The 13,430-nt window shown below is 66.8% G+C and carries 13 protein-coding genes; 5 read left to right on the forward strand and 8 right to left on the reverse strand.

Going from position 1 to position 13,430, the window contains the following annotated elements:
- Positions 1–13: 13 nt before the first annotated feature.
- A complete protein-coding gene (locus tag F3I62_RS13975) occupies positions 14–2,122 on the reverse strand; it encodes a TonB-dependent receptor (protein WP_160490252.1) in 2,109 nt (702 codons plus the stop codon).
- A gap of 175 nt (positions 2,123–2,297) precedes the next feature.
- Here F3I62_RS13975 and F3I62_RS13980 point away from each other — a divergent pair, with 175 nt between their 5' ends.
- Positions 2,298–4,172: a 1-acyl-sn-glycerol-3-phosphate acyltransferase gene (locus F3I62_RS13980; RefSeq protein WP_160490253.1), complete on the forward strand. Its 1,875-nt coding sequence runs from the start codon at positions 2,298–2,300 to the stop codon at positions 4,170–4,172.
- 322 nt (positions 4,173–4,494) lie between these two features.
- Here F3I62_RS13980 and F3I62_RS13985 read toward each other — a convergent pair whose 3' ends face one another.
- From F3I62_RS13985 to purM, 4 genes are all read right to left on the reverse strand, one after another.
- Positions 4,495–4,770, reverse strand: a complete 276-nt coding sequence (locus tag F3I62_RS13985) for a Rho-binding antiterminator (protein WP_160490254.1) — start codon at positions 4,768–4,770, stop codon at positions 4,495–4,497.
- Positions 4,771–4,866: 96 nt separating this feature from the next.
- Positions 4,867–5,583, reverse strand: coding sequence for a DUF3108 domain-containing protein (locus F3I62_RS13990; RefSeq protein ID WP_160490255.1), 717 nt, complete (start codon positions 5,581–5,583; stop codon positions 4,867–4,869).
- A gap of 11 nt (positions 5,584–5,594) precedes the next feature.
- Complete coding sequence (gene purN / locus F3I62_RS13995; RefSeq protein WP_372240138.1) at positions 5,595–6,242, reverse strand: phosphoribosylglycinamide formyltransferase; 648 nt, start codon at positions 6,240–6,242, stop codon at positions 5,595–5,597.
- Positions 6,242–7,300 (reverse strand): phosphoribosylformylglycinamidine cyclo-ligase, encoded by a 1,059-nt coding sequence (gene purM, locus F3I62_RS14000; protein WP_160490256.1) that lies wholly within the window; start codon positions 7,298–7,300, stop codon positions 6,242–6,244. The genes purN and purM overlap by 1 nt, the downstream gene beginning before the upstream one ends.
- Positions 7,301–7,508: 208 nt before the next feature.
- Here purM and F3I62_RS14005 point away from each other — a divergent pair, with 208 nt between their 5' ends.
- The 3 genes from F3I62_RS14005 to hda all read left to right on the forward strand — a co-directional run bounded on the left by F3I62_RS14005 (position 7,509) and on the right by hda (position 10,439).
- Positions 7,509–8,534 (forward strand): DUF2066 domain-containing protein, encoded by a 1,026-nt coding sequence (locus F3I62_RS14005; RefSeq protein ID WP_160490257.1) that lies wholly within the window; start codon positions 7,509–7,511, stop codon positions 8,532–8,534.
- Between the two features lie 109 nt (positions 8,535–8,643).
- Positions 8,644–9,738: an AI-2E family transporter gene (locus tag F3I62_RS14010; protein WP_160490258.1), complete on the forward strand. Its 1,095-nt coding sequence runs from the start codon at positions 8,644–8,646 to the stop codon at positions 9,736–9,738.
- Positions 9,735–10,439: a DnaA regulatory inactivator Hda gene (hda, locus tag F3I62_RS14015; RefSeq protein ID WP_160490259.1), complete on the forward strand. Its 705-nt coding sequence runs from the start codon at positions 9,735–9,737 to the stop codon at positions 10,437–10,439. Before F3I62_RS14010 ends, hda begins: the two co-directional genes overlap by 4 nt.
- Before the next feature lie 44 nt (positions 10,440–10,483).
- Here hda and F3I62_RS14020 read toward each other — a convergent pair whose 3' ends face one another.
- Genes F3I62_RS14020 through arsC form a run of 3 tightly spaced genes read right to left on the reverse strand, consistent with a single transcriptional unit; the run spans position 10,484 to position 11,842 of the window.
- Positions 10,484–10,894, reverse strand: a complete 411-nt coding sequence (locus F3I62_RS14020; RefSeq protein WP_160490260.1) for a DUF2069 domain-containing protein — start codon at positions 10,892–10,894, stop codon at positions 10,484–10,486.
- The gene (wrbA, locus tag F3I62_RS14025) at positions 10,887–11,492 is read right to left on the reverse strand and encodes an NAD(P)H:quinone oxidoreductase (protein WP_160490261.1); all 606 of its coding nucleotides are present in this window, start codon (positions 11,490–11,492) and stop codon (positions 10,887–10,889) included. The genes F3I62_RS14020 and wrbA overlap by 8 nt, the downstream gene beginning before the upstream one ends.
- Positions 11,489–11,842, reverse strand: coding sequence for an arsenate reductase (glutaredoxin) (gene arsC / locus F3I62_RS14030; RefSeq protein WP_160490262.1), 354 nt, complete (start codon positions 11,840–11,842; stop codon positions 11,489–11,491). Before arsC ends, wrbA begins: the two co-directional genes overlap by 4 nt.
- 131 nt (positions 11,843–11,973) lie before the next feature.
- Here arsC and F3I62_RS14035 point away from each other — a divergent pair, with 131 nt between their 5' ends.
- Entirely contained in the window at positions 11,974–13,197 is a 1,224-nt protein-coding gene (locus F3I62_RS14035; protein ID WP_160490263.1) for a YihY family inner membrane protein, read from the forward strand.
- Positions 13,198–13,430: the final 233 nt, after the last annotated feature.

The following is a 13,430-nucleotide window of genomic DNA, read 5'->3' on the forward strand; positions in this document are numbered from 1 at the left end:
ATGCGGGGCGGGATCAGAAATCGACCTGGTAACCCAGGGTGAAGGTACGCCCGCGCCCGGCGAAGTACTGGTCGTCGCGGGTGCTGCCGGCCTGGGCGTAGTAGGTCATGTAGTCGCGGTTGAGCAGGTTCTCGATGCCCAGACTGGCCTCGCCGACCGGCAGGCGGTAGCCGACGGAGGCATCCACCAGGCTGTAGCCGTCGAAGTTCAGGCCGGGGCTGTCGAAGCCGCGGCTGGCGTAGTGGTTGACCTGCAGGCGGCTGTTGAGCTGCTCGCTCCAGGTGGCCTGCCAGCTCAGGCCGTAGCGGTCCGGGGCGATGTTGGCGCCGTCCAGGTCGGTGTCCACGTCGCCATCGCCATCGGTGTCGGACTGGCCGTTGAGCTGGGCGTAGGTCGCCTGCAGGCGGTGCACCTCGCTGACCTGCCAGCCGGCGCTGGCCTCCACGCCGTCGATCTCGGTGCGCTCGCGGCGCACCTGGTAGACCCCGCCGACGCTATCCAGGCGCGAGCCGAGGTCGGCATCGGACTCGAAATAGCTGATCTCCATGTCGACCGTCTGCCAGTTCAGGCGCAGGCCGATCTCGCGGTTGTCGGTGACGATCGGCTGCAGGTCGAGGAACTGCTCGACGCTCTGGTTGGGCTGGCTGATGGCCCGCAGTACGCGGCCCACGTCGGGCATACCGAAGCCTTCCGAGTAGTTGGCGAAGACCTGCGCCCAGTCGTTGACCTGGTAGACCAGGCCGGCGTTGTACAGGGTTTCCTCGAAGTTCGGCTTGCCGCCCTCGACGGTGACGCCGCCAGCGGGCTTGGTGGTCGAGGCGATGGTCCGGAAGCTGTCGACTTCCAGCTCGGCGAACTCGTGACGCACGCCGCCGTGCAGGGTCAGGCGCTCGGTGGCGCGGACCTCGGCCTGGAGGAAGGGCGCCAGGTTCTGGAATACGGTCTCCGGCACCCACTCGCGGTCGGTGGCGATCAGCATCTGGCTGGTGGTGTCCTGCAGGAAGTCCAGGCCGCCGGTGAGCTTGAGGTAGCCGTCGAGCATGTCGTCGCGGCTCAGGGTCAACTTGCCGCCGTACTTGTCGGACTCGTTCTGCGACTGGTCGAACAGGGTGCCGGGCGGAGCGATGCTGGCATCCTGGAAGGCACTCAGGGTGCCGCCGCCGTAGCGGGCGCGGAAACGCTGGCTGTAGAGCTGGGCGGTGAGCAGGTTGCCGGCCAGGTCGGTATTGCTGTAGGTCAGGCTGGTGGCCAGTACCTCGTTCTGCGGCGCCTTGCCCAGCGGCTCGCCCTTGCGCGAGGTGGTCGGGGTGCCGGCGTCGCGGTCGCCGGGGACGTTGACGTATTGGTGGTCGCCTTCCAGTTCGAAGCGATTGACCATCAGCGCCAGATTCTGCTCGGCATCGAACCAGTAGCCCAGCTTGAGCAGCAGGTCGGTGCTGGTGGAATCCATGATGTCGCCCTGGGTGTCGTCGACGCCAATCAGCTGGCCGTCGGCGTCGTAGAACATGCCGCGGGTCTGGCCGCTGATGGCGGCCAGGTAGTCCCAGTCGCCTTCGCTGCCTTCGACGCGGTAGTCCAGCTTGTAGCCCAGGCCGTCGCCGTCGAAGTCGTCGCCGGCCTCCAGGCTGACGCCGGCATGCTGTTTCAGGCTGCCGCCCTGGGGGCGGCGGGTGACGTAGTTGATGATGCCGCCGGTGGCGCCCAGACCGTGTTCGGCGCTGGCACCGTGGATGACCTCGATGCGCTCGACCATCGACAGGTCGATGGTGTAACCGTCGCGGCCACCAGCGCGCAGCGGGGTGGACTGCGGCACGCCATCGATCATCACCAGCGCCGCACGCCCGCGGAAGGTCTCGCCGGCGTTGCTCAGCTTCTGCCGGCTCGGCGAGTAGGACGGGATCAGGTTGCTCAGCACCTGGCCGTGGTCGCTGGTGATCGCCAGTTGCTGTTCGATCTGCTCGCGGCTGATCACGGTGATCTTCTGCGGGGTCTTGCCGGCCTCGCTGTGCGAGCGGGTGGCGCTGATGGCGGTGCTTTCCAGTTGCAGGATTTCCTTGGCCTGGCTGGTCGGAGCCAGAAGGGCGAGGGAGATCGAGAGGCAGAGGTGGGTCTTGCGGAACATTGCGTGCTCACTCGGAGAGGTTGGCGATTCTGAGAGGGCACGGAATTTAATCTAATTGCAAACAATTTGCATTAAGATATTGCTGCATTTCGAGCATCGCGGGTGTGGCTTTGTCGGGGGCAGATGCTGTCCAATGCGGGACGGCGTTTGCCGCTTCGCTACAGGTACAAGGACGATGACCCCACATTCGCAATTCGCCCTGCTGGGCACCCGGCGCTTCCTGCCGTTCTTCATCACCCAGCTGCTCGGCGCCTTCAACGACAACGTGTTCAAGCAGGGGCTGATCTTCGTCATCCTGTTCAACATGGCGTTCTCGGACAAGACCGGCAACCTGCTGGTCAACTTCTGCCACCTGCTGTTCATCCTGCCGTTCTTCCTGTTCTCCGCCCTCGGCGGGCAGTTCGGCGAGAAGTTCGCCAAGGACGCGCTGATCCGCCTGATCAAGCTGGCCGAGATCGCCATCATGCTGGTCGGCGCCGCCGGTTTTTACCTCAACAGCCTGTCGCTGCTGCTGCTTGCGCTGTTCGGCATGGGCACCCATTCGGCGCTGTTCGGCCCGGTGAAGTATTCGATCCTGCCGGCCACCCTGCGCGAAGAGGAGCTGGTCGGCGGCAACGCCCTGGTGGAGATGGGCACCTTCCTGGCCATCCTCGCCGGCACCATCGGCGCCGGGGTGATCATGTCCGGCAGCCATTCCGCCGGCCTGGTGTCCGGCGCCATCGTGCTGGTGGCGTGCCTCGGCTATCTGGTCAGCCGCAACATCCCACGCTCGCATGCGGCGCTGCCGGAGCTGGTGCTGGACTGGAACATCTTCCGCCAGACCTGGGCCACGGTGCGCCTGGGCCTCGGTCAGCGCCCGGCGGTATCGCGCTCGCTGCTCGGCAACTCCTGGTTCTGGTTCATCGGCTCGATCTACCTGGCGCAGATCCCCGGCTTCGCCAAGGACCTGCTGCACGGCGACAAGACCGTCATCACCCTGATCCTCACCGTGTTCTCGGTGGGCATCGCGCTGGGCTCGGTGCTCTGCGAGCGCCTGTCCGGGCGCAAGGTGGAGATCGGCCTGGTGCCGTTCGGCTCGATGGGCATGACGGTGTTCGGCATCCTCCTGTGGTGGCACTCGGCGGGCTTCCCGGCCGCCGCCGAGCCCTACAGCTGGCTGACCCTGCTGGGCCAGGGCCAGGCCTGGTGGCTGCTGGCGGACATCCTCGGCATCGGCATCTTCGGCGGCTTCTACATCGTGCCGCTGTATGCGCTGATCCAGTCGCGCACCGTGGAAAGCGAGCGGGCCCGGGTGATCGCCGCCAACAACATCCTCAACGCGCTGTTCATGGTGGTGTCGGCGCTGGTGGCGATGCTCTTGCTCAACGTCGCCGGGCTGTCGATCCCGCAGCTGTTCCTGGTGGTGTCGCTGATGAACATCGCGGTCAACGCCTACATCTTCAAGATCGTTCCCGAATTCACCATGCGCTTCCTCATCTGGCTGCTCAGCCACTCGATGTACCGGGTCAAGCACCAGGGGCTGGAGGCGATCCCGGACGAGGGCGCGGCGGTGCTGGTGTGCAACCATGTGTCCTTCGTCGATGCGCTGCTGATCGGCGGCGCGGTGCGTCGGCCGATCCGTTTCGTCATGTACTACAAGATCTACAACCTGCCGGTGCTCAACTTCGTCTTCCGCACCGCCGGCACCGTGCCGATCGCCGGGCGCAGCGAGGACGAGAAGGTCTACGAGCAGGCCTTCCAGCGCATCGCCCAGTACCTGGCGGACGGCGAAGTGGTGTGCATCTTCCCCGAGGGCAAGCTGACCACCAGCGGCGAGATCGACGAGTTCAAGGCCGGGGTCGAGCGCATCCTCGCCGCCAACCCGGTGCCGGTGATCCCCATGGCGCTGCAGGGGCTGTGGGGCAGCTTCTTCAGCCGCGCGCCGCACAAGGGCCTGTTCAAGCGCTTCTGGTCGCGCATCACCCTGGTCGCCGGCCAGCCCATGCCAGCCGACACCGGGCGCCTGGTGCTGCAGGAGCAGGTGGCGCAGCTGCGCGGTGATGTGCGCTAGGTCTCGCCACCGCCCGCCAATCCAGAGCCTGTGCAAACACGCTGACCGTAAGCCAACGCCCCGACTGGTTCGGGGCGTTGGCATTTCTGGGGCGCCGGCAAGTGAGCTGGGGGCAGCCCGGCAATTCGTTCAACCGACCGGCAACGAGTACCTGGATGGCCCGTTTCAGGTCATGGGCTTGCACCGTCAAGGCCATTTCCGTGTTGGAGCATTGCGCTTCCATCAGCGCCTGGGTCGTCAGGTTGTCGGCGTACCTGCTCCCCAGGTGGTGCAGCGCGGCTTTGACCCTGCGGCGATCAGGCACCTCAGTCGTGTCGCGTTGCTAGCAGCGCGCATTGCCCAGCAGTACCCGGCCGAAACTGGCCCCTGCATCCAGCGGGGTGATGGCCAGCAGGCGGTCCATGCGCAGGCGCTGCTCGCCGTCGGGGCCGCGCACCACGAAGAACTCCTCCTTGTTCGCGCTAATGTCCGTGTTGACTGCCTCGGCCAGCAGCTCGCTGCCGTCCGTCAGCTCGATGCGCAACCGGTAATGGTGCATGCAGGCGATCTCCAGGTAGTCGTAGAGGTCGCAGGCGATGGGCTGGTAGTTGTCGTTCATGGCGCTTTCCCCTGATTGCTCACTGACCAGCCTAGGGCAATTTTCGCCAGGCAGAAAAAAGCCGGGCAGTGCCCGGCTCGTTCGCATCAGGAGTACTTACTCCTGGATGCCCTCGACGGTGCGGCCGTTGACCGTGCCGTCCTTGAGCATGATCTGGTATTCCTTGCCGTCCTTCTCCACCTGATGCAGGCGCACCAGCAGGTAGTCCCAGTCCTTGGCGAACCACAGCACGGTCTTGCGGCTGCTCTGGGTCGGGTCGCGCACGCGCTCGACCTTGATCGCGTCGATCAGCCCGGCCTTGGTGCGCACGCGCTCCTCGCCGAGCACGCGGAAGTCGTAGACCTCGATCTCGTCGCCGTCGACCACCTGGTAGCTCATGCTCTGCTTGCCGGCGGCCACGTCTTCCTGCAGCACCAGCTGGTAGGTCGACTTGTCCTGCATGCCGCGGTTGAGGGCGAAGCGCACCGGCTCGCCGCGATCGCTGCCGATCACCTGCTTCTCGGTCCAGTCGAAGTCATGCTCGACCTGCTTGGCCTTGCCCAGGCCGCTGCGGTCGAAGCGGTAGGTCAGCGGCAGGAAGGTGCCGTTTTCCACGCGGAAGGTGCTCACTTCGCTGAGGCTGGCCACTAGCATGGCGGCCTCGAAGCTGAGCTCCCAGCGGCCGTTGTCCAGCTGCTTGAGGCTGCGACCGGCGGTACCGCTGATCGGCAGTTGTTTCCAGTCGGCGGTGTAGCTGGCCGAGAACGGGGTCAGCTCGGCTGCCGTCAGCGGCAGGCTGAACAGGGCGAGGAGCAACAACAGGGCGCGGCGCATCGATCGATCTCCTAGTTACGTAGCTGCTGTCCGCAGGGCGGCAGGGCCTGGCCATCCAATTCTGCCCCGGTGCCGCTCAGGCGCAGGCGGCCTTCGGCGAACCAGCGCATGGCCAGTGGGTAGATGCGGTGTTCTTCGGCGTGGACGCGCTGGGCCAGGCTGTCCGGCGTGTCGTCCGACTGTACCGGCACTATGGCCTGTACGACCAGGGGGCCGCCATCGAGTTCCTCGGTGACGAAGTGCACGCTGCAGCCATGCTCGCGCTCGCCGGCCTCCAGCGCCCGCTGGTGGGTGTGCAGGCCCTTGTACTTGGGCAGCAGCGAGGGGTGGATGTTCAGCAGGCGGCCGCTGTAATGGCTGACGAAGGCGGGGGTGAGGATGCGCATGAAGCCGGCCAGGATCACCAGCTGCGGGGCGAAGGCGTCGATGCACTCGACCAGGGCGGCATCGAAGGCCTCGCGGCCGTCGAACTGCTTGTGGTCGAGCACGCGGGTCGCAATCCCCGCCGCCTGGGCGCGCTGCAGGCCGTAGGCATCGGCGCGGTTGGAGATCACCGCGCAGATGCGTGCCGGGTTGCCATCCTGGGCGATGCTGTCGATCAGGGCCTGCAGGTTGCTGCCGGACCCGGAAATCAGCACCACGACATTGCAGTCGGCCATCAGTGGGCTTTCAGGTTGTTCAGCACGACCTGGGCGGCGCCTGCGGCGGCAGTGCCGATCTGGCCGATCACCCAGGGGGCTTCACCCGAGGCACGCAGGCTGGCCAGGGTCGCTTCGACCTGGTCCTGGGCGACGCAGATGACCATGCCGACGCCGCAGTTGAGCACGCGGTGCATCTCGTGCTCGTCGACGTTGCCTTGCTCCTGCAGCCAGTCGAACACCGCCGGGCGGGTCCAGCTGGCCACGTCGATCACCGCCTGGGCGCCTTGCGGAAGCACGCGCGGGATGTTGTCGAGCAGGCCGCCGCCAGTGATGTGGGCCATGGCCTTGACCGCGCCAGTTTCCTTGATCAGCTTGAGCAGCGGCTTGACGTAGATGCGGGTCGGCGCCATCAGCAGCTCGGTCAGCGGCTTGCCGCCCAGCTGGATGGCCTCGATGTCGGCACCGGCGACTTCGATGATCTTGCGGATCAGCGAGTAACCGTTGGAGTGCGGGCCGGAGGAGGGCAGGGCGATCAGCGCGTCGCCGCTGGCGACTTTCGAGCCGTCGATGATTTCGGCCTTTTCCACCACGCCGACGCAGAAGCCGGCCAGATCGTAGTCTTCGCCTTCGTACATGCCCGGCATCTCGGCGGTTTCACCACCGACCAGGGAGCAGCCGGCCAGTTCGCAACCGGCGCCGATGCCGGTGACCACGGTGGCGGCCACGTCGACGTTGAGCTTGCCGGTGGCGTAGTAGTCGAGGAAGAACAGCGGCTCGGCGCCGCACACCACCAGGTCGTTGACGCACATGGCGACCAAGTCCTGGCCGATGCTGTCGTGCTTGTTCAGGTTCAGCGCCAGGCGCAGCTTGGTGCCGACGCCGTCGGTGCCGCTGACCAGTACCGGCTGCTTGTAGCCGGCGGGGATTTCGCAGAGGGCGCCGAAGCCACCCAGGCCACCCATGACCTCCGGGCGTGCGGTGCGCTTGGCAACGCCTTTGATGCGTTCGACCAGGGCTTCGCCGGCGTCGATGTCTACACCGGCGTCCTTGTAGCTGATGGAGGGTTGCTTGCTCATGGGTTCAGGCCTTTAAGGGGGGGAATGCGGTTGTCGACCGGGCCGGGCGGGAGTCCACGCGCGTGCCGGTCTGCGAAGGCGCGCGATTTTATCAGGCTTGCCCGTCAGCGGCCACCGGCCCCGACGGTTGCCGCGTGGCGGGCGGCTGTTTAAGGTATAACCCTTCGCGTGCGCCCGTCGCACACACCTCCAGCCGTCGAGACCTCACATGCGCCTGTTCGTCCGTCTGTTTGCCCTGTGCTGTGCGCTGCTCAGCCTGCCGTCCCTTGCCGAGCCGGTCAGCGGCCTCTATCAGGTGCGCGAGGCGGTCACCAGCCAGCAGCCGGAAGAGCGCAGCGTGGTCCTGGGCAAGGCCCTGGAAACCCTGGTGCTGCGCCTGACCGGCGACGCCAAGGCGCTGCAGGCGCCGGGTCTGGAGGGGGTGCGCAAGGACCCGCAGCAACTGGTCAGCCAGTACGTCTACGAGGGCGACACCCTGATCGTCGACTTCGATCCAGTGACCACCGAGAACAAACTGCGCCAGGCCGGCCTGGCCCTGTGGGGCGCCAATCGCCCGGCGATCCTGGCCTGGTGGCTGAATACCGGGGTAGAAGGCAGCAGCCTGCTCGGCGATGGCCAGGAAGCGGCCGCGCCGCTGCGCCAGGCCGCGCAGAACCGTGGCCTGCCGCTGCGCCTGCCGCTGGCCGATCTGCAGGAACAACTGCTGGCGACCCCGGAAACCCTCGGCGCCGACCAGCCGGATGCACTGCAGCCGGCCTCCGAGCGCTATGCCGCCGATGCCTTGCTGGCCGTGCAGGCGCGCGAAGAGGCTGGCCAGTGGCAGGCCGAATGGCGCCTGTGGCTGGGCGATGGTCGCGAGCAGGGCAAGGCCCAGGGCGCCGACCAGAAGGCCCTGGCCGATGCCGTGCTGCTGGCCGTGAGCGAGCGCCTGGCGCCGCGTTTCGTGGTCAAGCCGGGGGCGGCCAGCGCCCTGCTGGTCGAGGTCCAGGGCACCAACCTGGCACGTTATGCCGAGCTGGATCGCCTGCTCGAACCCTTCGCCGCGCGCCTGATCAAGGTCAAGGGCGACCAGTTGACCTGGCGGGTCAATGCCAGCGCTGAACAGCTGCGCGCCCAGCTGGGCCTGGCCGGGCTGCAGGAAATTCCCGCCGATGCCGCGCCATTGGATGCGGCGGCGCCCGCGGCCGGCGCCCCGGTCGCGGCGCCGGCCAATCTGCTGCGTTTCCGCTGGTAGTTTGCCGCGCTGCAGCGCCCCGCCCATCAAGCACAAGGGCTGAAGCAGCACACACAACCGCGCGCCAAGGCTCGCGGATACAGGGATGAACCGAGGCGGAGAGCCCGAGATGACCGATTCAAGGCGCTGGATGTGGCTGGCCGGGCTGTTTCTCGGCGGCTGGCTGATCTACCTGCTGACCCCGATTCTTTCGCCGTTCCTGGTGGCCATGCTGCTGGCCTACCTCGGTGACCCGCTGGTCGACCGCCTGGAACGCCACAAGCTGTCGCGGACCTGGGCCGTGGTGCTGGTGTTCGGTCTGTTCAGCCTGTTGCTGCTGATTCTGCTGCTGGTGCTGCTGCCCATGCTCGGCCGCCAGCTGGTGCGCCTGTATGAGCTGGTGCCGCTGATGCTCGACCGCCTGCAGCACCAGGCGTTGCCTTGGGTGCAGGCACAGTTCGGCCTAGCCGAGGACTTCTGGCGGTTTGAACAGCTCAAGGCCGCGCTCAGCGAGCACCTGGGCAAGACCACCGATATCGCCGGCATGATTCTGGCCCAGGCCACCGCCTCCAGCCTGGCGCTGCTTGGCTGGCTGGGCAATCTGCTGCTGATTCCGGTGGTGGCCTTCTACCTGCTGCGCGACTGGGATGTGATGCTGGCCAAGCTGCGTGGCCTGCTGCCGCGGGCCCGGGAGGGCTTCATCGTGCGCCTGGTCGGCGAGTGCCACGAGGTGCTCGGTGCCTTTATCCGCGGCCAGCTGATGGTGATGCTGGCACTGGCCGGCATCTACGCCAGTGGCCTGATGCTGGTCGGCCTGGAGCTGGGCCTGCTGATCGGCGTGCTGGCCGGGCTGGCCAGCATCGTGCCGTACATGGGCTTCATCGTCGGCTTCGGTGCGGCACTGGTGGCGGCGCTGTTCCAGTTCGGCGGCTTCGAACTGTACCCGCTGATCGGCATCGCCGTGGTGTTCGGTATCGGCCAGCTGCTCGAAGGCATGCTGCTGACGCCCTGGCTGGTCGGCGATCGGATCGGCCTGCACCCGGTGGCGGTGATCTTCGCCATCCTTGCCGGCGGCCAGCTGTTCGGCTTCACCGGCGTGCTGCTGGCCCTGCCGGTGGCGGCGATCATCATGGTTTTGCTGCGCCATGCTCATGATTTCTATAAACTTTCCGATCTCTATGGTGAGCTCGGAGCAGGTTCTGACGAACCGCCCAACCCTGCATGATCCCGATTCAGCTGCCCCTGGGGGTGCGTCTGCGTGACGACGCCACCTTCGCCAACTACTATCCCGGTGCCAACGCCGCGGCCCTCGGCTATGTCGAGCGCCTGTGCGAGGCCGATGCCGGCTGGACCGAAAGCCTGATCTACCTGTGGGGTAGCGATGGCGTGGGACGCAGTCATCTGCTGCAGGCGGCCTGTCTGCGGTTCGAGCAGCGTGGCGAGTCGGTGGTCTACCTGCCGCTGGCCGAGGTGGCCGACTACGGCCCGGAGCTGCTGGACAACCTGGAGCAGTGCGAGCTGGTCTGCCTGGACGACCTGGAGGCGGTGGCCGGCCGGCCGGAGTGGGAAGAGGCGCTGTTCCACCTGTTCAATCGCTTGAGGGATTCGGGGCGGCGCCTGCTGATCGCCGCTGCCGCCGCGCCGCGCGAACTACCGATCGGCCTGGCCGACCTGCAGTCGCGCCTGACCCTGGCGCTGGTGTTCCAGCTGCATGCGCTGTCCGACGAGGACAAGCTGCGTGCCCTGCAGCTGCGTGCCTCGCGCCGCGGCCTGCACCTGACCGACGAAGTCGGGCGTTTCATCCTCAACCGTGGCGAGCGCAGCATGAGCGCATTGTTCGAGTTGCTCGAACGCCTCGACCAGGCCTCGCTGCAGGCCCAGCGCAAGCTGACCATTCCTTTCCTGAAAGAAGTGCTCGGCTGGTGAGGTTCGCGCAGTAACGGCAATAGCCTGTTACTGCGCGAGTCGCATCAGGCCTCGCCGGCCAGCTTGCGGTCGTACTGGAAGCGCCAGCGGGTGTAGAGCAGGGCGCAGCAGAACAGGCCGAAGCTGATCACCGCCTCCAGCATGCCGAACAGCGCGCGAGCCGGGTCGATGGCGGCCAGCACACCCTGGATGAAGTAGATGTTGACCACGAAGCAGGTCCAGGCGTGGGCGCGGGCGCTGCCCAGGAACAGGCCGGGAGCGAGCAGCAGCAGCGGCACCAGCTGGATGCTCAACACCACCCAGATGCGCGCGCCGTGCAGGTCGGCGAAGCCGAGGTTCCAGCCCAGCAGCAGGGCAAACAGGGCGATGAAGCTGAACAGGCTCAGGGCGCGGCTGAGTTTCAGCCGCGGTTGCAGCCAGTCGAGGGCCGGAAGGGGTTTCGCTTGCTTAGCCACGCGGGGTCTCCAGCTGCTGGGCGGTTTTGGCCAGGCGCAGCCCGAGGGCGCGGCACAGGCTGATTTCGTGTTCGTCGAGGGCGCGCTTGCCGTCGGCCCCGGCATGGTGGCTGGGGCCATAGGGCGTGCCGCCGCCGCGGGTGTCGAGCAGGGCGCCTTCGCTGTAGGGCAGGCCGCAGAGCAGCATGCCGTGGTGCAGCAGCGGCAGCATCATCGACAGCAGGGTGCTTTCCTGGCCGCCATGCAGGCTGGAGGTGGAGGTGAACACCCCGGCCGGCTTGCCGACCAGCTCGCCGGTCAGCCACAGGCTGCTGGTGCCATCGAGAAAATACTTCAAGGGCGCGGCCATGTTGCCGAAGCGGGTCGGGCTGCCCAGGGCCAGGCCGGCGCAGTGCCTCAGGTCGTCGAGGCTGACGTACAGCGCACCTTCGGCGGGAATCGCCGGGGCCGTGGCTTCGCACTCGGTGGAGACGGCCGGCACCGTGCGCAGGCGTGCTTCCAGGCCAGCCTGCTCGACGCCGCGGGCGATCTGCCTGGCCATCTCGGCGGTGGCGCCGTGGCGGCTGTAATACAACACCAGGATGTAGGGCGCGCTCATGCCAGCAACTCCAGGACTTTCTCCGGCGGCCGGCCGATCACCGCCTTGTCCCCGGCGATCAGGATCGGCCGCTCGATCAGCCTGGGGTGGGCGACCATGGCCTCGATCAGCTGGGCCTCGCTGAGGCTGCCGTCGGCCAGGTTGAGTTCCTTGTATTCGTCCTCGCCGGTGCGCAGCAACTGGCGCGCGCCGATGCCCAGCTTGCCCAGCAGGCTGTGCAATTCAGCGGCGGAGGGTGGGGTTTCCAGGTAACGCACGATGTTCGGCGTCAGGCCGCGGGCTTCGAGGAGTTCCAGGGCGCCGCGGGATTTCGAGCAGCGCGGGTTGTGATAGAGGGTCAAGTCGGTCATGGATGGGTCGCATCTAGCCTGAGGTGGGCGCTATTCTACCCGCCTCGGCGCGGATCAGCGCAGTCCGCCTTGCGCTCGCGGGCGGAATAGCCAGGTTGCCGCTGGACATGAACAGTTTCTAAGGAGAGGGAATGCGTCAGCGACTAGAAGATGTCTCGGAGTTCTGGCGTTTCCTGGTGCAGCGCTTCTTTGCCGACCGCGCCACCCAGAGCGCCGCGGCGCTGACCTACACCACCCTGTTCGCGGTGGTGCCGATGATGACCGTGACCTTCGCCATGCTCTCGGCGATCCCGGCCTTCCAGGGCATGGGCGAGGACATCCAGAGCTTCGTCTTCCGCAACTTCGTGCCATCCTCCGGGGCCACGGTGCAGGAATACCTGCGCGAGTTCACCGTGCAGGCGCGCAAGCTGACCTGGGCCGGGGTGATCCTGCTGGCGCTCACCGCGTTCATGATGCTGGTGACCATCGAGAAGGCCTTCAACACCATCTGGCGGGTGCGCCAGCCGCGCCGCGGCGTGTCCAGCTTCCTGCTGTACTGGGCGATCCTCAGCCTGGGCCCGCTGCTGCTCGGCGTGGGCTTTGCGGTGAGCACCTACATCACCTCGCTGTCGCTGCTGTCCGGGCCGCATGCGCTGATCGGCGCCAAGACCCTGCTCGGCTTCGCCCCGCTGCTGTCCAGCGTCGCCGCCTTCACCCTGATCTACGCCACCGTGCCGAATGCCCGGGTACCGCTGCGCAATGCGCTGCTCGGCGGCCTGTTCACCGCCGTGCTGTTCGAGGTGGCCAAGGCGCTGTTCGGCCTGTTCGTCAGCCTGTTCCCCGGCTACCAGCTGATCTACGGCGCCTTCGCCACGGTGCCGCTGTTCCTGCTGTGGATCTACGTGTCCTGGCTGATCGTGCTGTTCGGTGCCGAGCTGGTGTGCAACCTGACGGCCTCGCGCCACTGGCGCCGCCGCGCGCTGCCAAGGGTGCTGGTGCTGTTGGGCATCCTGCGGGTATTTCACCAGCGCCAGGTGCGCGGCGTGCCGCTGCGCCATGGCGACGTGCAGCGTGAGGGCTGGCTGCTGCCGGAGAACGAGTGGGAGGAAGTGCTCGACTTCCTCGAGCGCGAACACCTGGTCTGCCGGGTCAGCGGTGGCGGCGGTTGGGTGCTGTGCCGCGACCTGGAGCATTTCAGCCTGCATCAACTGCTCAGCCGCAGCCCATGGCCGTTGCCGCGCCCCGGGCAATTGCCGGACAAGCTCGATGATGAAGCCTGGTATCCGGGCCTGCGCCGGGCGCTGGAAATGCTCCATGAGGAACAGGCGGCGCTGTTCAGCGGCAGCCTGGCGCAGTGGCTGCGGGGCGCCGACTGAGGCCGGTGGTGCGCCGGGGTGGCGAAATTCGCTTTTTTACCGTTTTACCGACATCGCCTTCACGAAAGTTTCACGGCTCGGGCCATAGCCTGAGTCCACTGAAATCCCCAAGATGCAGTGCTCCTTTGACCCCGCCCGCGTGCGGGGTTTTCTTTTTTCTGCGCCAGGGCAAATGCCGCTGGCCGGATTCTGTCGGGTCAGCCCGAGTCGGCTCCCTGGGCGGGGCAGCACCC

Origin of the sequence: Pseudomonas sp. R-28-1W-6 (assembly GCF_009799925.1) — a bacterium.
Lineage (GTDB): Bacteria > Pseudomonadota > Gammaproteobacteria > Pseudomonadales > Pseudomonadaceae > Aquipseudomonas.